This window comes from Nostoc sp. ChiVER01 (assembly GCF_034531155.1).
Classification (GTDB): Bacteria; Cyanobacteriota; Cyanobacteriia; order Cyanobacteriales; family Nostocaceae; genus Nostoc.
Genome location: NZ_JAVRBS010000037.1, coordinates 18570 through 38586 on the forward strand (window position 1 = coordinate 18570; position 20017 = coordinate 38586).

Genomic DNA, 20017 nt, shown 5'->3' on the forward strand with positions numbered 1-20017 from the left:
TTTTCTTATCCCTTTACCCTTTCCCCCTTACCCTTTTCCCGACTTCTGCAAGAAGTTTACTCTGCATTCTACTTATTAACTCCGACAACCTTCACAGCAAGAAAGATTATGGTAACGCAACAAAATCTTACACCCAGCCAACCTCGTTCAAATTCCACCAACGGTTATAAGGAAACCGATAACGGGCATACCGTTGATGTACCAGCAAAACAGCAAATCACCTCTGCTCTAGAAGAATTGCGAACTGAACTGGATCAAGCTGATTGGGTGGAAACAGGGCCATTGCGAGAGAGAATCCGCAAGTTAAAAGAACTGCTAAGTGTGTTGCCATATCAAACCGGAGGAGATGGATTAGAGGTAGAGCAAGTACAGGCGATCGCTAGCAAAATCCGCCAATTTTCCGATCTAGATACCTTGCTCGCTACTGCTGTGATAGAGGTACAAAGCGCACTGCAATCTGATCGCGTGGTGCTGTATAAGTTTACAAATCCGACGCTGGGGATAGTTGCTGCGGAGGCGATGAGGGATGGGTTTACCCCAATGCTGAAGGAAAAACTACCCGCCGTCACTTTTGGGTTAGGTTCTGCCAAGCTTTACCAACAAGAAAAATTAGTCGCGATCGCGGATACTTACACTACTGGTTTGTCCCCTTACCAAAAGCAGCTCGTGGATCGGTTTCAGGTAAGAGCTTGTGTGAGTTTGCCGATCTTAGTAAAAGATGAGATTTGGGGTTTGTTGGTAGTGCAGCAATGCACTGCTGCTCGCCAGTGGCAAAATGCTGAAATTCGGTTACTAAAATTAATCGAGCAGGAATTAGAAGCGCAACTGCAAGTTGCCGTGATTCAGGCTACGTTGCAACAAGAAGTAGAAAAAGACCAAATCCTTGTCGGTGTAGCGAATAAAATTCTCCAGTCCAAAGATTTGGATACCATCTTTCGCGTTGCCACACAAGAAGTGCGACAGTCATTAAAATGCGATCGCGTCGCAATTTATCGTTTCCAGCCAGATTGGAGTGGGGAATTTGTCGCTGAATCTGCTGGATCTGAGTGGGTTTCTCTATTAGAAGAACAGCGAAACAACCCGGCAATTGTCAATAACGTTAACTATTGCAGTGTTAGGAACTTTGCAGACGAAGGAGGATTGGCCGGCACAACAGGGCGATCGCACAATGTAGATAGCTACATTCAGCACACCCAAGGCAAAAATTTCCATCGCGGACAGATTTATCGAGTCACTAATGATATCTACAGTGCTGGTTTTTCTGACTGCTATATCAAGATTTTAGAAACCTATCAAGCCAAAGGATACATTATTGTTGCCATCTTCCAGGGAGAAAAGTTGTGGGGCTTGCTCGCTGCCTATCAAAATTCTCAGGCTCGTCAGTGGAAAGATAGTGAAGTTCGACTAATGGTGCAGGTTGCATCTCTGTCTAGTATTGCTATTCAACAGGTGCAATATCAGCAACAACTTTATAATCGCTCTGAGGAGTCAGCCAAACTTGTTGAACGAGAACGTACTGTTTTCGGCATCATTGAAAAGATTGGGCAAGCAACGGATCTTCGCACCCTTTTCCGCATTACAACTCAAGAGTTGCGGCGATTTTTAAAATGCGATCGCGTTGTCGTTTATCAATTTCATCCAGACTGGAGTGGAGAAGTGATCGCTGAATCTATGGCTGCTGGTTGGTCGTCACTGGTGGAGATGCAGGAACAAGACGGCATTATTAAAACAGGTCTGATATCTTCAGAACGTTGCCATGTTAAGGATTATGGCTCCCCTGTTAAACCCGATGCCGATACCTATCTCAAGGAAACGCAGGGTGGAATGTATGCCAAAGGAACGCGCTTTCGTAAAGTCAACGATATTTCTGCTGCTGGTTTTTCACCTTGCTATTTAGAAGCATTAGAGAAGTTCCAAGCCAAAGCATACATCATCGTTCCCATCTTCCGCGCTGGTAATCTTTGGGGTTTGTTAGCAGCCTATCAGAATTCTGATGTTCGGAAATGGACTGAGGAAGAGACCGGTGCTTTGTTGCAGATCAGCGAACCATTGAGCATTGCCCTCCAGCAAGCTGAATATATCGAACAGCTACGATTAAAAAATATCGAAATGACACAAGTAGCTGAAGTAGAAAACGCCATTGCGCGAATGGCGGATAGAATGCGTAATTCCCAACAGCCAGAAACGATTTACCGCACTACCTTGGCAGAATTGCGGCAGTTGTTCAAATGCGATCGCCTAGCAATATATCGCTTCAACTCTGACTGGAGCGGTGAATTTATTGCTGAATCTGTAGGAAGTGACTGGGTGCCTTTGGTTGGTTCCGATATCAAGACCGTATGGGAAGACGAACACCTACAGCAAACCGAAGGCGGGCGCTATCGCAACAATGAAACTTTTGCCGTCAATAATATTTATACTGTTGGCCATGCCCAGTGCCACATCGACCTGTTAGAGCAGTTCCAGGCTAAAGCCTACACCATCGCCCCTATTTTTGCTGGAAACAAACTTTGGGGTTTATTAGGAGCTTACCAAAATAGCGGCCCGCGCCAGTGGAATTCCGAAGAGGTGCGATTGCTGACCAAATTGGGCATTCAGTTGGGGTTAAGCGTGCAGCAAGCCGAGTACATCGGAGAACTGAAAACGAAGAATGCAGAATTGGCGCGGGCAGCAGAAGAAGAACAGGTGCTGACAGGGATGGTGGAAAAAATTCGCCAAGCTCAAGAGGCAGATACAATTTTCCTAAATGTGCTGCCAAGTTTACGCAAACAATTACAGTGCGATCGCCTAGCAGTATTTTGCTTTCATCCCGACTGGAGTGTGGAATTTATTGCTGAATCCGTAAAAGATCAATGGCTGTCTTTGGCTAGTTCCGACATCAAAACGATGTGGATGGACGATCACTTACAAGAAACTCAGGGCGGACGCTATCGCAATCATGAAACCTTTGTTGTCAATGATATTTACACTGTCGGTCACGTTCAGTGCTACCTAGAGATATTAGAAAAAATCCAGGCCAAAGCTTACGCGATCGCTCCGATCTTTATTGGAAACAAACTCTGGGGCTTTTTAGGAGCATACCAAAATACTGGCCCTCGCGAGTGGAAATCCAAGGATGTGCAACTGTTGCGAAAAGTAGCAGTGCAAATGGGTATAGGCTTGCAACAGGTTAAGTATATCGAACAGCTCAAGAAGAAGAATGCAGAGTTAGCCAGAGCCGCGGAAGGGCAACGAGCATTGACACGGCTTTCAGAAAAAATCCGCCAAGTTCAAGAGCTAGATACGATTTTCCGCAATGCCCTACCAGAATTGCGATCGCATTTGGAATGCGATCGGCTAGCCGTGTATCGCTTCAATCCAGATTGGGGTGGGGAGTTTATTGCCGAATCCGTAAGTCGCGAATGGGTTGCTTTGGTTGGCCCGGATATCAGGACTGTATGGGAAGACGAACACCTACAACAAACTCAAGGTGGACGTTATCGCAACAACGAGACGTTTGTGATAAATGACATTTACACTGCTGGTCATGCCCAGTGCCACTTGAAAATTCTAGAGCAATTCCAGATTAGAGCCTATATCATCACCCCGATTATTGCCGGAAACAAGCTCTGGGGTTTGTTAGGAGCATACCAAAATAGCGGGCCGCGGCAATGGCAAGATAATGAAGTCAACTTGGTAACGAAAATCGGCACGCAGTTTGGAGTTGCCGTTCAGCAATCGCAATACTTACAACAAACCTTAACCAAGAATGAGGAACTGATCAAACTGGCAGAACGGGAAGTAGCAAACGCCCGATTTTCTTATCGCCTGCCAAGTCGGTTAACAGAGATGGCCCAAAGTCATAGTAATGTTCTGGAATTTGTCCAGTTTGCCACCCACGAACTTCGTCAACTGCTCAAAGTAGATCGAGTTGGAGTTTACCGTTTTGAGCCTGATTGGTCTGGAGAATTTGTAGTTGAGTCTGTGACTGGAGATTGGCCTAAGCTTGTGGGCACTAGCCTGGCCAGAGTTAGAGATACCTATCTCCAGTACAACCAAGGAGGGCGTTATGTCCGCAAGGAAAGTTTGCGGGTTGACAATATATATAGTGTCGGTCATGACGAATGTCACATCCAATTGTTAGAGATGTGGGGAACTAAAGCCTACATGATTTCTCCGATTTTTCAAGAAAATCGGCTCTGGGGGTTGATGGGAGTTTATCAAAATAGCGCACCGCGCCAGTGGGAGCAATCCGAGGAGGATGTTCTCAACCAAGCCAGTGTCCAGATTGGTCTTGCCCTCAATCTTGCAGATTACCTAACACAGGTGCGTAGCCAAGAGCAGCAACTAGCAGAAGCAGCAGAGCGTGAACGCACCGCCCGCGAAAAACTCCAACAAGGAGCAATGCGCGTTCTCATGGCTTTGGAACCATCCTTCAGAGGCGATCTCACTGTTCGAGCGCCCCTATCTGAAGATGAAATTGGCACGATCGCCGATGGTTACAATACTACAATCCAAAGTTTGCGAGATTTAGTGCGACAAGTGCAGATTGCTGCTGGCAAGGTGAGTGAAAATTCCAGCAATAACACTACCTCAGTAGTAAAACTATCTGACCAAGCTCAACAGCAGGCAGAACGGCTGGAAAACGCTTTGGAACAATTACAAATGATGGTAACTTCCACCCAGGTAGTCGCTGCTGATGCTCAAAAAGTTGGACAGGCGGTGCAAAGAGCTAATAACACCGTCCAAGCTGGTGATTCCCTGATGGAAAGAACCGTAGATGGCATTTTGGAGATTCGGGAAACCGTGTCGGAAACAGCGAAGAAGATTAAACGCCTCGGTGAAGCTTCTCAGAAAATCTCGAAAGTAGTGAGTCTGATTGAAAATTTTGCCACTCAAACTAATTTGCTGGCTCTCAATGCTGCGATCGAGGCTACCCGTGCTGGAGAGTATGGCAAAGGCTTTGCGGTGGTTGCAGATGAAGTTCGTTCCTTGGCTTATCAGTCGGCTAGTGCCACCACAGAAATTGAGCGACTCGTGCAAGAAATTCAAACTGGCACCAACGAAGTTACTGAAGCAATGGAAGTGGGGATTACCCAAGTTGTCCAAGGCTCGAACTTGATCGATGAGACTCGTCATTCCCTGAGTGCGATCGTGGTAGCTACCAACGAAATTGGTGGACTGGTACAAGGAATTACCCAAGCAGTTTCCCATCAAAGTCAGCAATCTCAGATGTTGACAGAGGCGATGATGGATGTTTCGGCGATCGCCCGCAAGACTTCAGAAAGTGCCATCCACATTTCCGAGTCTTTTGAGGAACTACGGATGACTTCACAACAACTGGAAACCAGCGTTAGCCAGTTTAAAGTTGACTAAGTAGGTCGTGGTGAATATTTATTCTCAGGATAAGGCATGGGGCAGAGGGGCAGAGGGGCAGAGGGGCGGAGGGGCGGAGGGGCGGAGGGGAAAAAATTTGTACAAAAACTCTCCCCTGCTCCCCTGCCTCCCCTGCTCCCCCTGCTCCCCCTGCCTGCCTTAACAGATAAATCTCCTTGACACCAAGCGTATTATGAACCCCGATCCCAGTAATCAAGAGCAGGCTTTTCTTGCGGAAGCGGCAGAGTTATTGCAAACCATTGAGCAGAATCTGATCGGTCTACTTGATGAAAAAACAATAGAAAAAGTTCATGCCTTAATGCGAAGCGCCCATACTATCAAAGGGAGTGCTGCCAGTGTTGGGCAAGAAACTATTCAGACAATTGCCCATCATTTGGAAGATGTATTCCAAGCGTTATACGCCCCAGAACTGGAAATCGATCCAGAATTGGGTGCTTTGCTTCTAGATGCTTATGAGTGCCTGCGAACTCCATTGAGTGCTGCTTTAATGGGCTTATCCTGCAATGAGGCAGAAATACTTGATCGCACTGCCTCAATTTTCGCCCAACTCCAACACAAACTAGGCGACTTTTTTGGTCGTGAGGCTCCGCTTCCCAGTTCGGAAGAACTTGGCTTTGATGTGGTAGAGTCAATCTTTTCCGGGAGTGTACTCCAGGATTTGCAACAGTTGGAAACTGACATTCAAACCCAAGATCCGCAACAAATTCAAACAACACTCAACTCCCAAGCAGAATTTTTTGTCGAACTAGCAGCATCTTATGGCTTATCTGGATTGGAAGAAATTGCCCAGGCGACCCTAAACGCGCTCAAAGCACATCCAGATAAAGTATTGCAAATCGCTCAGGTGGCTTTAGAAAATTTTAAAGCGGCTCAAGTAGCAGTACTGGCAGGCGATCGCACTCAAGGGGGAGAAATATCTCCACAATTGCGAGAATGGGCAGAAATAACTACTCCTGTCCAAGAACCGCAAGAGCAGCCAGTTGCGATCGCTGCTCAAGCAACACAAACGACTACAACTGAGAATCAGCCATCTCCCCTCCTCAGTGCTAGCGAAGCGGAATCAATTTGGTCGTTTTTCCCGAAGCGGACTGATAACTCGCTACCGAAAACACCGGAGGTACTGGCACCTATTTCTCAGGATTCGGTAGTAGCCCCCTCTGCCATAGAGCGGATTCTACAGTCAATCTGGATCGGAGATCCCCAGACATCCTGCCGATACTCAGACTCAGATCGGCCGGCCTCTCCACCACCACCAAGCCTCCAGGCTCAATCATCGGCATCACTTCCCAGTATCCGAGTCGCGATAGAACAGCTCGATCGCCTCAGCCATACAATTGGGGAATTGCTAATCAGCGAAAACCAACAAAACCTGCAATCTAACCACATCCACAAAGCAGCTCAAGACACTTTACTACAGTTTTTGTACTGTCAACAACAACTTAGTAAAGTTTTTACTTGGTCGGATCGACATCTGCTGCTTCCCGAACGCAAGCAGCGACATATACATGCCTCTCCACGCTCAGTTCCAACTACCGAGGCACAATCCAATTTTGATGCTTTAGAAATGGATAACTATAGCGAGTTGCACATTCTCCTGCAAAATCTTACAGAAGACATGGTGCAATTAGGAGAACGGATTGAGGCTGTTAATGGCTTAGTTCAGCAATCTCGCTTCAGTCTTGGCAAGCGCAAACAACTGCTTTCAGGAGCGCAGGAGGATTTGCTGCAAGCCAGAATGGTTCCACTGGGAACAGTGTTGAATCGATTACCCCGGCTGTTGCAACAGATGGTAGCAACTTATCATAAGCCTGTTGAACTCAAGCTTGGCGGTACGAAGGTACTGGTGGATAAAGCCATTTCTGAGCAGTTGTACGACCCCTTGCTGCACATGATTCGCAATGCCTTCGATCACGGCATTGAACCGGTAGAAACCCGCCGCCAGCAGGGTAAACCAGAAACCGGAACAATTACAATTCAAGCCTATCATCAAGGCAACCGCACTACTATTGAGGTACGGGATGATGGTCGAGGCTTTAACTGGGAATCCATTCGTCAGCGAGCTATAGAAAAACACCTACTGGCTTCCGAACAAGCCGCCTACGCCTCAGAAGACCAACTGGCAGAGTTATTGTTTGAACCAGGCTTTTCTACCGCCAAGGAGATTGGTGAGTTATCTGGCCGTGGTATCGGCTTAGATGTCGTTCGCACTCAATTGCAAGCTTTACAAGGTTCGATTGTGGTGCGATCGCTTTCAGGGCAGGGAACCACCTTCATCTTGCAATTGCCTCTGAGCTTGACAACAGCACGCTTGCTCGTTTGTCAATCTCAAGGTATTACTTATGGCTTGTTATCTGAAGGAATTAGCCAGGTTTTATTACCGCAGCCAGACCAGATTCAAGTCCAGCAATCTTTACACGGGCAAGGCAGCCAAAAATTCTGGCAGTGGGGAGAAGGGCAAAATCAGCAATTAGTTCCCATCCGCTCGCTTGCCAATTTGCTGGATTACAAATATCCTTTATTCACCCAAGACCACAATTTAAATCTAAGTCCTTTTCCAGTCAAACAACGGAACACCGTTGAACCTCTGCTGCTGTTGGAAACAGAGCATCAATACCTGTGTTTGCAAGTCGATCAGATTTTAGTCGAGCAGGAATTAGTAATTAAATCCCTCGGCAGAGTCCTGACTTTACCTAGTTACATCCAAGGCTACAGCGTATTGGGAAATGGTAGTCTTACCCTAATTGTTGACCCGGTGGAGTTAGTTCGGCAAACCTGGGAGACTGATCTTATGCCAACTTCCCCGGCATCAAGTCTTGCAACTAAACTATTGCCTGCGCCTGAGCTTGTTCTTGCTCTAGAGGGGCAGCAATCCCAGCTAACGATAACGCAACCGCAGCAACAGCCGATGGAAGTCAATACAGCCGTTGCTCAACCTAACCGACTAATGGTGTTAGTGGTGGAAGATTCGGTTGTACAAAGGCAAAGTTTGGTGCAGACGCTCCAAAAAGCCGATTATCAAGTGTTGCAAGCAGGCGATGGCCGAGAGGCGATCGCACAAATGCTGCAACACGGTGATGTCGATCTAGTGATTTGTGACATTGAAATGCCGCGTATGAATGGATTTGAGTTTTTAGAACACCGTCGCCAAGACGAGCGTTTGTCTGAGATTCCTGTAGTGATGCTGACTACCCGTAGCGGCCAGAAGCACCGCCAATTAGCTTTAGCTCTAGGGGCGAAAGCTTACCTGACCAAACCTTATTCAGAACAGAACTTTCTAGCCACGATCGCTGAACTGGTTCATACCTGAGATAAGGCAGGAAGCAGAGGGGCAGGGGAGCAGAGGAGCAGAGGAGCAGGGGAGCAGGGGAGTAGATGGAGATGGAAAAAGAACCAATTAAAAATCATAAAGACTTGAAAGTTTATCAAATGGCATTCGATGCAGCTATGAAAATCTTTGAATTCTCTAAAAAGTTTCCTGTCGAGGAGCGGTATTCATTAACTTATCAGATTCGTAGATCAGACGCTCGAAGACTCGCTAACGCTTCGCTATCCCGTTCTGTTTGTGCAAATCTAGCTGAAGCTTGGAGAAAACGTCGATATGAAGCAGCTTTTGTGGCTAAACTCAATGACTGTGTTCGCGAAGCGTGTCGTAGACAAGCAGAGGCAGTAGAAACACAAACATGGATTGAATTTGCTGTTAAGTGCAATTATTTGGATGTTGAATTAGGCAGAGAATTATATGGAATCTACAATCGGATCTTAGGTGGTTTGGTAAATATGATTACTGATCCCTCACCTTGGCTAATGAAGCGTTAATATCTTTCTCCCCTGCTCCCCTGCTCCCCTGCCTGCTCTCCTGCTCCTCTGCCCCTCTGCCCCCTAACCACAGTTTTCAACACCTACCGACTTATGCTTAACACTCCCTTTCCGTTTAAGCGATTATCTGGCGTTGTGAGCGAGCGCGACTCATTACGAGTCGTTGTTTTTGCGATCGCAGACTATTTATTTGCCCTGCCAGTTGGTGCAGTTCTCAAGGTGATGGCTTGTCCCCCTATTAGCAGTACGGTTGAAAATGGTATCGGGATGGTTGATTTGGGAGCGCAAACGATCACAATTGTGGACTTGCGCCAGAAGTTCATTCAGCAAGTACCACGACAACAGGCGGATCAAGTTCTCTCTGTGGTTGAGACTTCAGGGCGCTTCTTACTTCTGACTCAAACACGGACTGGGGAAATTTGTGGTATTCCTGTGGACAAGCCCCCCGCCTTAATTGATATTCCTTTGTCAGCTGTGCGTCCGGTGCCTTGGTCTTATCGGCAAGTGGCGGAGTTAAGCTGTGTTAGCCACATGGCTGTTTTGTCTGTAGCACCAAACGAGGAACCACTCAAAGTACTTCTTTTTGGTATGAGCCAGATATTGGCTGATAAGTTGGGGTTGCCCGGAACAACCCCAACCTTGGCTCCTGGGCTGATATCAGGCGAACAACGGCAAAGATTTCTCCGTTTTTCCTTGGGGAATCAAGGAAGTGGATTGCTACCATTTGACTCAATAATGGAAATTTTTCATCTCGCTAGCCAAGAAATTTCCCCAGCCCCGGCCTTACCAAGTTGGATTTTAGGTTTCTATAATTGGCAAGGACAGATGCTGCGGCTGGTTGACTTGGAACATTTGCTTGGTTATGCGCCGCTTTTAAAGCGGCAGTCACCACCAGAAAAGCCAATGGTTCTGGTTCTCGAACTGCAAAATCAGGTAATCGGGTTTTTGGTGGCTCATGTCTACGATGTAGAGTGGCAGGATTTACAGCAAGCACAATCGGCACCAACCGACTTTTCCCCAAACAAACTGCTAAATTTAGTTCGAGGTATTCTGCCAGGTGATCGCTGGATTTTAGACACCAGAGCGATCGCCCAGACATTGCAATGGCAAACCCACTGATTTAACTTGATGCTGCCAAGGAGTTTTCCGTGACGATCGCAACTTTAGACCCTAATTCCGAAACCCAGCCTGTTGAAAATGAAATCCAGATAGAAGAAATTGTGGCTAATGTGGCTGAAATCAAAGCAGTCTTTCAATCTGCTAAGGGGCCAAAGGTCGCTCAATTGCAGCAGAAGGTAAGTCAAATCGAAGCTTTTATCCAAGCTTTGGCTAAGGATTCGCCCAGTGACAATGATGAAAATGTTCGAGGGGCTTTTCAACTCCAGCGAGAACAACTTGCGGCGATTGATCGGCAAATGCAACAAGCAAAAAGTCAAACTGCACTTTTGGAGGTTACAGTCACTGCCCTTCGAGATGTTTTCAATGCCGATCGCGTCCTGATTTATCGTTTTGAGGAAGATAATCGCTCTCGAGCGATCGCTGAAGCTATACAAGCGGGTTGGTCATCCCTGCTCAACCAATCCCTACCGATAAATTTGTTGGTTACTAAACCCGATGTTAGTGACGGACAAAACTCGCAGGGCAACCTCACTGAAATATTAGAATTAACTCCCCGCCAACAGCAATTTTGGCAACGCTTTCAGGTGCAAGCTAGCCTGTGCTTACCCTTGATTGTCAAACAACAGCCTTGGGGTTTGTTAGTTATTCATCATTGCCTTCAACCCCGACAATGGCAGGAAGCAGAGCGTAGTTTGCTGCAACAAGTAGGAATGATGTTGACAATTAACTTGCGCTGGGCTGAAATAGTAGCTCCACCTGCTCAACAACTGTCACCACCTCCCCAAAAGGCTGAATCCTGCGATCGCTCTGAATTACTAGTGCCATTTCAGCAAGTGAGCCAGGCTGTACAAGAAGGAGCAAGAATCGCCGAGCTTGCCAACGAGTATTTAATATCTATTCAAGATACTGTTGCTTTTACTAATAAACAGCTGCAATACCTTGGTGAATTTTGCGAGCAAGCTTCTGGCTTTATTCGCCTTGTGGAAGGCTTAAGTACCAAAATTCAGGTTTTGTCTCTGAATACAGCCATCGAAGCCACAAAAGCTAGCGACCAGGAACGAAGTTTGCTAGCTGCTGCTGAACAGGTAGAAATTCTCGCTCGTCAAGCCCGCGACAGCACCTTAAATATAGAGGAATGGTTCCAAGAACTCCAGGTGACAGCAGCAGACGTTGCTTCTGCTATCGAACCGTGCGATCGCCAAATCAATGCGGGACTGGAGTCAATCGCGCAAATCCAGGAGCAATTTAGAGCGATCGCCAACATTGCTGCTTGTATCCTCAAACCAATGTCGAAGCCATAAGACCTCTTGCAAAAAGCACTTTTGCAAGAGGTGGGAAAAGGGTAAAGGTTAAAGGGGAAAGGTAAAATACAGAACCTTTCCGCTTTCCCCTTTTCCCGACTTCTGCAAGAAGTTTATAGAATTGTCACAAATCCCATAGAAACTGAGAGTTGTTTTCATGAGTACCGATTTTGTCCCCCAACCGCAGAACGACGATCGCTTTCTAGAAGAAGCGATCGATCTGTTACTGTTCTTGGAGCAGGAGTTGCCTAACTATACAAAAGACAGTAACCCTGGTACAGCTTTGGCTCTCATGGAAGCTGCTCGCTCTCTGCATTCGATTGCCATAGCAGCCGAGTTAGATGCCATTGCCATAGTTTCGGCTGCACTAGAAGAGATTTTTCAGCTTCTGCATCAGTATCGGGCAACTGTCAACGCCCCAATCGCTTCCCTGTTGTCAGAAGGATTAGATTGTCTACAGATGCTATTGATGGCATTTTTAACAGCCTCGCAAATTGACGAAGTAGAAATTCTGGAGCGGATGTCTGCCATTGTTGCTCTTCTACAAGCAGAGTTTGGCGATCGCCAACAAAGCGTTATCACCCAGGAAACAAACCTTGAGACATCGATAGAGCAACCACATGAATGTGAAAAAGCAGGGGAGCAGGGAGTAGAGAGCAGGGGAGCAGGGGAGCAGGGGAGCAGGGGAGCAAAGGAGAGTTCAAATACCAAGTTCTTTCCCCTCCGCCCCTCCACCCCTCTGCCCCTCTGCCCCTCCGCCCCTCTGCCCCCTGCCTCTTGTGAGACTAGCCCCCAGTCTGACAGCCTTGTTCACGTAGATACAGAGCAGCTTCCCATCAAGGTAGGGGAATTAGCGAACCTAGAGGAAGAAGATTTTCATGCTTGGTTAGGGGATTTTTCCCTGCCTACTGAAACTTCTGTTCCATCCCTAGTTAAATCTGTTCGCCATCAACATCAACTCTCTTTGCAAGAATCGATTTCTACCATTCTTGCAACAAGTATTCCAACCGCCACACCCATCAATATTGAGCATCTCGAACAACTAAACGCGTTAGTTGCAACATTATTAACTACATATAATCAGCAAGCTTGTCAAGAAGAACAACAGCAACATACGATCGGGCGGTTGCTCCGACAAGTTAAACGATTACAACACCTGCTGGATAATCTACAGGAATGGTCAGGACGTTTAGTAGCAATTTCAGATACCCTTTCTCCTCTAGCTGCTTCTCGCTCTCAGCAATTATACAGTACTCTACAATCTGTTTTGGCTGAAGCGTCTCAGGTAGCATCAACTGTTGATTCGCTGAATAACAATCATCATCAACTCAAACAAGAACTCATACAGCAGGAAAAGTTGCTTAAGCATTCTTCCAATTTAGTCAAAACAGTTACAACTATTCCTTTAAAAGTAGCTTTAGAATCCTTACATCGGCTTTGGTCTCAGTTACAAGCTCTACAAGATAAGTCTGCTAGACTACATTTACAAATTAGCGATATCCAAGTCGATCGGGCATTTAGCGATCGCCTTCATGCTCTCTTGTTGCATATAAGTTGCTATTTACTAGAGCAAAGTATTGAGTCTTGCCAAACACGCCAACACCTTGGTAAAAATAGCAACGGTATTATTGAAATTCAAGTTTACCAGCACGGAAATCAACTGATTATTGATGGCTGTGATGATGGTGCAGGACTTAACTTATCTCAAATTTATCAACAAGCTTTAGCCCAAGGATTCGCTCTGACAAAACCAGGGGATATCTTACAAGAAATGGTAATTGAACCAGAGGTTTCATCTGTTTTATGCGATCGTGCTGCTTTAGAGTTAGGAGTAGAATTAACTGAAGTTTGCAAGCAATTAACAGCTATTCAGGGAAGAATAGTATTGAAGTCTAAAGTTGGACATGGTACAGCCTTCTCACTCCAAATTCCCCTCAATCAAAAAATTGCTCAACTTATCCTCTGTCAAGCTAACTCCAGAGTCTATGCATTTATTGCCGATTCTGTAGAGCAGATTTATCTATCCCAGTCCGAACAAATTATCCACACTCAAGCGGGACGCATGTTATTATTGCAGTCTTCTGGCAAATCCAGTGGCTTCCTTGGTTATGCTCATGAGCATCTAACAACAGAAATGCTCGTCCCTATCCATTTATTGACTGATGTGCTGATTTGTCCTAATCATCTCCCCACCTCAGTTACTACTTACAGCACAAATACACTAAATGCTTTCAAGCAGGATAAGCCTTTATTAGTATTTCGTTACTTAGACAAACGATGTGCTTTAGAAGTAGATTGCATCATTGGCAAACAATCCTCTGCGATCCATCCTCTGGGGGAAGCAATCCCAGTTGCTGCTTATATCCAAGGAACTAGCATTCTTGCCAATGGGCAACTTAGCGTGGTTTTAGATGGTCACCTTCTCGCAAAATCTCTAACTTGAACTCAATACCTGCCGAAACGTTTGTTGCACATGAATTACAGCAGTTTTAACATAGACTCCCAATAAAAGCGCTCCAGTTCATAGCACATCTGACTTTTCCCGTTAAGTCTCTTTTGCAAGCTGCCAACCCTCACAGAGGCCGTGTAACTTTAACCAACCTCGCCACGGTACCTGGATGCCAATGGGTGTTTTGTTTCAATGTTCAAGGTAGCCGCCGTAATCACTTCGCGTCGTAAACGAACAAGTTCCAAGCGCACATCTGCAAGTGTTCTACAGATGGGTGTACCAATTTCTATCTGCGATCGCTAGTACCGCAGGGCGGAAGTCAAAAGTCAAAAGTCAAAAGTCAAAATGAATACAGGGTAATAGTTTCGTTGATTTGGAATGGGTGGTTTATTTATGCCGTGCTGTACTAGGCTTCTGGCTGTACCTCAACGCCAAGAGCTTTCTGGGCTTTTGGCAGAATGTGTTCCACACGCTCTCCTCAGTTCCCGCGTCGTCGGATTGATAATTTGATATTCCTCTTCGACATCAATAGTAAATTCTTCAGCTTGAGATGACATAGTTGGTGTTTCCTTTACTTGTTAAGGAATCTTATTGCCACGAACGGCAACAGTAGGATTAATCGGTCAAGGATTAGCAAACTTTTAATAGCTAAATGCCTAAATGTTTGCTAATAAGTCTCAAAGAAAAGATGGCTTAATTCAATGAGAGAAACATCACTCTGAGGTTGTGGATTGCATTACTCCAAAAGAATATTTGAAAACTGGCATGGTCAGAATCCATCCTGAATTCTGTATGACTGGTGTTTGAATAAATGGGTTTAATACCCCCACTACATTGAAAATTTAGCGGTCTATAATTAGTGGCGGGTCTGAATCCCCCATTTTCTTGTTCTGATTCCTGTACATGGATAGTTGGGCGTTTAGCCCATTCTGGCTTCTGGGTTCTTCTAAAAATTTATAAATGGATGCTAACTAATTTTGATTGTACCTGTTTTTTTTTGGACGTTCTACAGGTCTTTCAGTGACATCTACTACCAATACTTTCCATTCATACGCTTGTTGATGTAGCTCTCGTTTTCCAGGCAGTCGGAATGCTCCCGACTTAATCAAAATATTTTCTACCTTCCGTACTATCCGGCATACCGTGGATTCATGTATACCCCAACTTTTAGATATATGAAAGTAAGTTCTGTACTCCCCGGAGGCGGAGCGTCTCCGGCTCCCCGCCAATATTCAAGTGCAATTAATAAATGGTCTTCTACACTTAACTTTGGCTGACCCCCAATATCCCAGTTCTCGTCAGTTGGGGCTTTAGAACTTCTACCATTTTCCCAAACGTAGCAATGCAATATGTACTCCACATAACCGTTTAAACTCGTGTGGTGGCAGGTATTTCATCTGCTCGTAGCTCATTACTCTTTCTTTTTTGACCTGTATTTTTTCATGCTTACATTATTCGTGCAAGAGGTCTATTGAAGTTTCAACTAACGGCTCTTTCGCAATACTATTAAGTCCAACTGACTCTAATAGCTCTTTCCAATCAGCTACTAAAGTTAAATCTTGAGGATTAGAATAACGCAATTGGGCTAATGTTGTCAGCGTTTCGTACCAAATGCCAGCTTCTGCATATAAGGAGGGGCGATCGCGTGATGTTGCTTTTTCTAACTGACTAACCAAAGTAGAACTTGGTTCGATTCTTTGTACCCAACCTTCTACAAAAAGGTCTTCAGAACGGTCTTCAGAATCACAAATGATGGAAAATGACCATTTATAATTTTTGCCAATTTCTAAAGGTTGTAAGGTTTTATTAGTAGGGAGGCTGAAGCTAACAATACCAGAACTTGCTGGAAGTGGAAATCTCGTTTTATAAACTACAGCACTATTGTTTTTCTCCCGTAACTCGAATTCCGCTAATTGCGTAGAAACTGAAGGAATATATACAAAGAAAGTTGGATATTTTTCTACAGTTAAGCCAAGGTTATTTGCTGGTAGTAATGCCTTTAGTGTCTTTCGATTTTGGCTACACATCATAGTGCCACGCGATGCCCCTCCTTTGCGATTGTCAGGCGCTCCAACTTTAGGAGGCTTGAAATTGATTTTTCTCTCAAATATTTTTTTGTTACCAGCCAAGTTTTGGCTAAGTAAAAGGTGTGATGACTGAGCCGTTAAGGTTTGAGGGAAAGCAGCAATAATAGATATTTCTAGCAATGTAGCTAAAGAAAGTGGTGCAAGTTTTATAGAAAAAGTAGTTTTCATATTTACTCTGATTTGATGTTGGGTTTTTAGCTGAAAAAAGCCTGAATATAATACAATACGCTTGGGTGAAGAATTTCTTTCTTCTCTCTGCGTCCTTGGCGTTCTTGGCGGTTCGTTAAAAAAATTCACTTTCAGTAAGAGTTTTAGCCTTAACTGAACCGTGTTGAAATATAATAGGAATTACGCGCAACGCAAGACATAGATAAATAAGAGTTGTACTAGAAATTTTGGTATTTATTTTGTATACAAATATAACCGTCGTATAAACCCTATGTTCGGAAGTTTTATACGTTATATATAATTTTTTAGGCATGATATTATAGATTATTCGTCTATTTTATTTGCCCGGGTTTTTATTTTTTTTACCTTATCATGCATCTGTTGCAAATATTCTGGATCGGAACTTACAGAGGTTTGAGGGTTTTTCTTAGTCTCATTAACCAGAGGTTTTTTACTCCTAAGTTCCTTCGCCTTTTTTCGTAAGTCTTGAAAATATTCCGTCTGTGTAATTTGGGCTACTTGGCGCTCTTTTTTTGAATGGTCAATTTCGATGTTTAATTTGAAAGGATTTTTAAGGCGATCATAAATTGCCTTTGTGTATCCTGACTTATTAAATCGGTCTACAATCACCACACTTCCAGCAGTTCCTATGAATGTAAATACAGGTGGTATTAGGGGTATCCAAGCTCCTTGGTAAAAGAAACCGAAGCATATCACACATAAGCCTGCTAATGCAGCTACAATAGTCAGTCCAAAGCGTATAGGGTGGCGAATATGCCAAGCCACTATTCCTCCGAAAAGCGACCATATCCCTATCCATAGAGTTTCGCCCCAGTCTGACCAGTACCAAAATAAAGGACGATGATCTAAGACAGCACTCAGGATTTGACTTACTGCCTGTGCGTGAATCACAATCCCTAACATTTCTTGGTCTTTTTGCTGTCCCGCACTGTAGGGTGTGTAGAAACTGTCCTTGATACTCTCTGCGGTAGTGCCAATCAGGACGATACGGTTCTTAATCCAGTTAGGATTAACCTTGCCTGTTAATACTTCTGTAAGGGTTACTTGTTGAGCAACGTGGCGAGGAGAACGATAGTTAAGCATAACTTGATACCCCCGTACATTAGTATTTTGGTAGCTGCCAGAATTAGGTTTGAGGCGTTTAAATATTGTTGAACCTAGCTTTAACTCGTTGGATGAAGTAAGCTTCGGCTCGATTTTTTCTACTTTTAGGTAATTTAGTGCTAGCTGGAGACTGAAAGAAAAGAGATCGGCGGTGGAATCTTGGCATAGATGCGGATTTCCATTAGATTTATTGACTGGAGGTGGATTCATAAATAGTAGATTGCGACGCAAGATCCCACCGGAATCTACTAGCAAATCTGAAAATCCAATCCGGTTTTTTGGGACATTAGGAGGAGGTGCAATTCCTGGATTATTGGAAGAATCATTAACTTTGCAAACAGTAATAATCCGATCGCTCTGCTTAAAGCGTTTGGTTAACTCTTTATTACCAGGTAATATGGGAAAATCTCGATAAATATCTAAACCAATAACTCGCGGTTGCTGTTGCTCTAGTTTATTTAAGACCTGTTCTAACGTGCGATCGCTTAATGGCCATTTCTTTTCCAGTTGGATATCTTCTTCAGTTACTGCAACTATCAGCAGACGGCGATCAACACCTTCGTCAGGACGCAATCTAACTAACTGGTCGAAAGCCCAGAGTTCCTGTGCTTGCAATAAACCAAGTTGCCGCATCCCAATTACCAAAGTTGTGGCGATCGCACCACTAAAAATCACCCTGGCACTTGGGATTAATAATTTTGTGTACACCCCTTGTAAACGAGGCAACACAGAATTAATTCTCTGAGAAAACTTAGAAATCACACATTTTTTATCCTTGCGAAGGCATCGCTAGACTCGAAATTAAACACGATGCAGAGCTAGCATGGTAATATCATCAAACTGATCTGCATCACCAATGTGAGCATACACACTTGCTTCGATCCGATCAAGTGCAGCAGTAGCTGATAAAGCAGGCTGCTGAAGTAAAGATAGTAGTTTTTCTTCGCCGAAAAACTCACGTTTTGGGTTGCGGGCATCAGTAACACCGTCAGAGTAAGCTACTAAGATGTCATCAGGTTCTAACTGAATTTGATCAATACCAAACTCCCTATTGGGCATCATGCCAACAGCCGGGCCAGTAGCCTTAAGCCTAGCCTTAATGCCATTTGCTCCGAAAATGATTGGAGGTTCGTGTCCACCATTAACATAGTGCAATAAGCCTGTGCCTGGGTTCAACACGCCAAAGAAAAGCGTGGCAAACATATTTATCCGACTGTGATTATTGGCAATGTAATTATTTGTCAGACTAACTGCATTTTTGAGGACTGTTGTGCCGATTCTAGGAGCTTGTGCCCGTTGTCGTCCCTCTTTAATTGATTTACTGCCCTTATCGGTAAGAGCATCCAACCAGCTTAGAGTATAATTCTGTTGGGCAAAAGCCCGGATCAAACTTCTGAAAAGAGACATAAACAACGCAGCACCCACCCCTTTATCGCAAACATCCGCAATTACAATCCCAATTCGGTGATTAGCAAGGGGAAAAGCATCATAGAAGTCTCCACCTACGACGCGGGCTGGATGAAAGCAGGCAGCTATTTCCCACCCTGGTATCTGTGGCAGAGCTTCTGGCAAGAAGTCGGCTTGAATCATGCGAGCGATTTGTAAGTCTCGCTCGTAAAAAAGCAGAAGCTCATGCTCTGTTTTCATTTATAGATAAGCCTCGCTGGTACAATTGTTAAGCAATTTTACTGTGCCGATGGAATGCGATACATAATGAAGATATTGCGATTTTTGCCGTTGATACGTTCATAGATAAACTTATCGACCTCATGAAGTGCAAGATATATCCCTAGACCACCGATTGAACGCTCCTCTAAGGGCATATTTAACTCATCTTTATCTGGAAGTTTAGTCTCACAAGGGTTGTAAGCTAAACCTGTGTCCTCAATAGAAATTGTCAAAGCTTGCTCATCAATATCTGCTTGCAAATGCAATACTCCCGTGTAACCCGCTTGGTCGTAGCCATAGGAAATAATGTTAGTAGCTATTTCGTCTACTGCTAGGCGACAGCGATAGGCAGCTTTTTTATCTAAACCAGCAGATGCAGTAGCTGCCAGCACATATTCAGCTATTTTTGAAAGTGAATCCAGAGTTGCAGGCACTTTTAAAGAAGGTTGCATATCAATCGCCTTGTAAAAAACTAATTAATATGCTTTCCTCTAAGCGCTTTCAAGTTCAATAGTCTTATCCTCATCTACTAAAATTACACTTTGATCGAATCCAGTTTTTTTCAATGTGCTAATTACCATTTCCTGAGCGCCAACGACATAAATATCAACATTTACACCCATCTTTTGTTTAGCGAAGATTAGCACCCGTAGACCTGCGCTAGACATATATTCTAGGTTTTGCATTAGTAAAACTAGGTACTTTACGCCAAAGGATGCTGCTTTGTCTACTTCTGTTTTGAAAATCGGTGCAGTCATTGCATCTAGTTCGCCAGATAATTTAATCTTGGCGATATCATTATTTATTTGCAGAGTCGCATTGAAAGTCATCATATTTATTCCTGAACGAGATTATTTATTAACTGGAACCTATGTGTATTTCAATACTTGTCGGTTAAGGAAAAAAAG

Annotated in this window: 14 protein-coding genes; 6 read left to right on the forward strand and 8 right to left on the reverse strand. The window is 44.5% G+C overall.

Annotation, left to right across the window (positions count from 1 at the left end):
* Window positions 1-108: 108 nt before the first annotated feature.
* The 6 genes from RMY00_RS31725 (at window position 109) to RMY00_RS31750 (ending at window position 14055) form a co-directional block, all read left to right on the forward strand.
* Window positions 109-5355, forward strand: a complete 5247-nt coding sequence (locus RMY00_RS31725; protein WP_322651338.1) for a GAF domain-containing protein — start codon at window positions 109-111, stop codon at window positions 5353-5355.
* 193 nt (window positions 5356-5548) lie between these two features.
* Window positions 5549-8683 (forward strand): hybrid sensor histidine kinase/response regulator, encoded by a 3135-nt coding sequence (locus tag RMY00_RS31730; protein ID WP_322651339.1) that lies wholly within the window; start codon window positions 5549-5551, stop codon window positions 8681-8683.
* 71 nt (window positions 8684-8754) lie between these two features.
* Window positions 8755-9192 carry a four helix bundle protein gene (locus RMY00_RS31735; RefSeq protein ID WP_322651340.1) on the forward strand — a complete coding sequence of 146 codons (438 nt, stop codon included), beginning with the start codon at window positions 8755-8757 and terminating at the stop codon, window positions 9190-9192.
* Between the two features lie 93 nt (window positions 9193-9285).
* On the forward strand, window positions 9286-10311 hold the full coding sequence (locus RMY00_RS31740; protein WP_322651341.1) for a chemotaxis protein CheW: 1026 nt from the start codon (window positions 9286-9288) through the stop codon (window positions 10309-10311).
* Between the two features lie 29 nt (window positions 10312-10340).
* Window positions 10341-11612 (forward strand): GAF domain-containing protein, encoded by a 1272-nt coding sequence (locus tag RMY00_RS31745; protein WP_322651342.1) that lies wholly within the window; start codon window positions 10341-10343, stop codon window positions 11610-11612.
* A 157-nt stretch (window positions 11613-11769) separates the two neighbouring features.
* Window positions 11770-14055: a chemotaxis protein CheW gene (locus tag RMY00_RS31750; protein WP_322651343.1), complete on the forward strand. Its 2286-nt coding sequence runs from the start codon at window positions 11770-11772 to the stop codon at window positions 14053-14055.
* A 431-nt stretch (window positions 14056-14486) separates the two neighbouring features.
* Here RMY00_RS31750 and RMY00_RS31755 read toward each other — a convergent pair whose 3' ends face one another.
* The 8 genes from RMY00_RS31755 to RMY00_RS31785 form a co-directional block, all read right to left on the reverse strand.
* A complete protein-coding gene (locus tag RMY00_RS31755) occupies window positions 14487-14618 on the reverse strand; it encodes a hypothetical protein (RefSeq protein ID WP_322651344.1) in 132 nt (43 codons plus the stop codon).
* A gap of 414 nt (window positions 14619-15032) precedes the next feature.
* A complete protein-coding gene (locus RMY00_RS36290) occupies window positions 15033-15290 on the reverse strand; it encodes a helix-turn-helix domain-containing protein (protein ID WP_416212119.1) in 258 nt (85 codons plus the stop codon).
* The gene (locus RMY00_RS31760) at window positions 15191-15409 is read right to left on the reverse strand and encodes a hypothetical protein (RefSeq protein ID WP_322651345.1); all 219 of its coding nucleotides are present in this window, start codon (window positions 15407-15409) and stop codon (window positions 15191-15193) included. The genes RMY00_RS36290 and RMY00_RS31760 overlap by 100 nt, the downstream gene beginning before the upstream one ends.
* Window positions 15410-15512: 103 nt before the next feature.
* A complete protein-coding gene (locus RMY00_RS31765) occupies window positions 15513-16316 on the reverse strand; it encodes a DUF928 domain-containing protein (protein ID WP_322651346.1) in 804 nt (267 codons plus the stop codon).
* Window positions 16317-16640: 324 nt separating this feature from the next.
* Window positions 16641-18170, reverse strand: coding sequence for a CHASE2 domain-containing protein (locus RMY00_RS31770; protein WP_322651347.1), 1530 nt, complete (start codon window positions 18168-18170; stop codon window positions 16641-16643).
* A gap of 72 nt (window positions 18171-18242) precedes the next feature.
* Window positions 18243-19088: a PP2C family protein-serine/threonine phosphatase gene (locus RMY00_RS31775; RefSeq protein WP_322651348.1), complete on the reverse strand. Its 846-nt coding sequence runs from the start codon at window positions 19086-19088 to the stop codon at window positions 18243-18245.
* Window positions 19089-19126: 38 nt separating this feature from the next.
* Complete coding sequence (locus RMY00_RS31780; protein ID WP_322651349.1) at window positions 19127-19561, reverse strand: ATP-binding protein; 435 nt, start codon at window positions 19559-19561, stop codon at window positions 19127-19129.
* A 39-nt stretch (window positions 19562-19600) separates the two neighbouring features.
* Entirely contained in the window at window positions 19601-19942 is a 342-nt protein-coding gene (locus tag RMY00_RS31785) for an anti-sigma factor antagonist (protein WP_322651350.1), read from the reverse strand.
* Window positions 19943-20017: the final 75 nt, after the last annotated feature.

Bases quoted from the DNA above. Each gene is read 5' to 3' on its own strand.
- RMY00_RS31730 (WP_322651339.1), top strand. From the start codon at position 5,549: ATGAACCCCGATCCCAGTAATCAAGAGCAGGCTTTTCTTGCGGAAGCG.
- RMY00_RS31780 (WP_322651349.1), bottom strand. From the start codon at position 19,561: ATGCAACCTTCTTTAAAAGTGCCTGCAACTCTGGATTCACTTTCAAAA.
- RMY00_RS31775 (WP_322651348.1), bottom strand. From the start codon at position 19,088: ATGAAAACAGAGCATGAGCTTCTGCTTTTTTACGAGCGAGACTTACAA.
- RMY00_RS31755 (WP_322651344.1), bottom strand. From the start codon at position 14,618: ATGTCATCTCAAGCTGAAGAATTTACTATTGATGTCGAAGAGGAATAT.
- RMY00_RS31765 (WP_322651346.1), bottom strand. From the start codon at position 16,316: ATGAAAACTACTTTTTCTATAAAACTTGCACCACTTTCTTTAGCTACA.
- RMY00_RS31735 (WP_322651340.1), top strand. From the start codon at position 8,755: ATGGAAAAAGAACCAATTAAAAATCATAAAGACTTGAAAGTTTATCAA.
- RMY00_RS31740 (WP_322651341.1), top strand. From the start codon at position 9,286: ATGCTTAACACTCCCTTTCCGTTTAAGCGATTATCTGGCGTTGTGAGC.
- RMY00_RS31750 (WP_322651343.1), top strand. From the start codon at position 11,770: ATGAGTACCGATTTTGTCCCCCAACCGCAGAACGACGATCGCTTTCTA.
- RMY00_RS31725 (WP_322651338.1), top strand. From the start codon at position 109: ATGGTAACGCAACAAAATCTTACACCCAGCCAACCTCGTTCAAATTCC.
- RMY00_RS31785 (WP_322651350.1), bottom strand. From the start codon at position 19,942: ATGATGACTTTCAATGCGACTCTGCAAATAAATAATGATATCGCCAAG.